General features: G+C 72.8%; 1 pseudogene. It reads right to left on the bottom strand.

What is annotated here, in order from left to right:
- Positions 1-761 (bottom strand): annotated as a pseudogene (locus tag DMB80_RS28320) (PE-PGRS family protein); the annotation flags it as partial.

Raw genomic sequence — 761 nt, 5'->3', positions numbered from 1 at the left:
CTGAATACCCTGCCCGCCGGCGCCACCAGCCCCGCCCTTCGCGGTGGCGGTGGACGAGCTGTGGTTTCCGAGGCCCGGCGCGCTGGCGTAGTCCTCAGTGCCGTACCAGATTTGCCGGTAGCCGGCGTACCCGTTGCCTCCTACGGCAGCGATGCCGCCGTCGCCTCCACGTCCGCCGAAATTGCCTGACGTGTTGCCTCCCGCGGCGCCACCGTTGCCCCCGGTCGCATTTCCGGTCCCGTGGCCGAACGCGGCCCCTCCCTTGCCGCCCCAGCCGCCGGCCGTTGCCGCGGTGCCTGCGCCACCAGCGCCACCAGCACCGCCAGACGCCGCACCCGCGCCATAATTTGTGGCGCGACCACCGGCGCCGCCGAAGCCGCCACCATAGACGTCGCCCCCGGCGCGCCCGTTACCTCCAGCGCCGCCGACGGCCGCGGCCTGCGACTCGGAGTTGGTGATGGTCGCGTTGCCGCCGGCGCCACCACCACCTCCGGCGATGCTGCCAAGGGTGCCGTCACGTCCGACGCCACCGTTGGCGCTCCCGGTTCCACTGGTCGTGGCGTTTCCGCCACCGCCCCCGGTTCCACCCAGTTGGCCGTACCCACCGAGGCCACCGGCACCGCCAGTGACGGTCTGAACCGAAGCAGAGTTCGCGATGTTCGCATCGCCCCCACTGCCGCCGGAGCCTCCGTTCGCCAAGCCGGTACCGCCGGCGCCGCCGCCGCCTGCGGTGACGCCTCCAAAACCGGTGGTGCTGACGT

The organism is Mycobacterium kyogaense, assembly GCF_003254575.1.
GTDB lineage: Bacteria > Actinomycetota > Actinomycetes > Mycobacteriales > Mycobacteriaceae > Mycobacterium > Mycobacterium kyogaense.
Note: the sequence above shows the minus strand (reverse complement) of the source record. Positions and strands in the feature narration are given on the sequence as shown.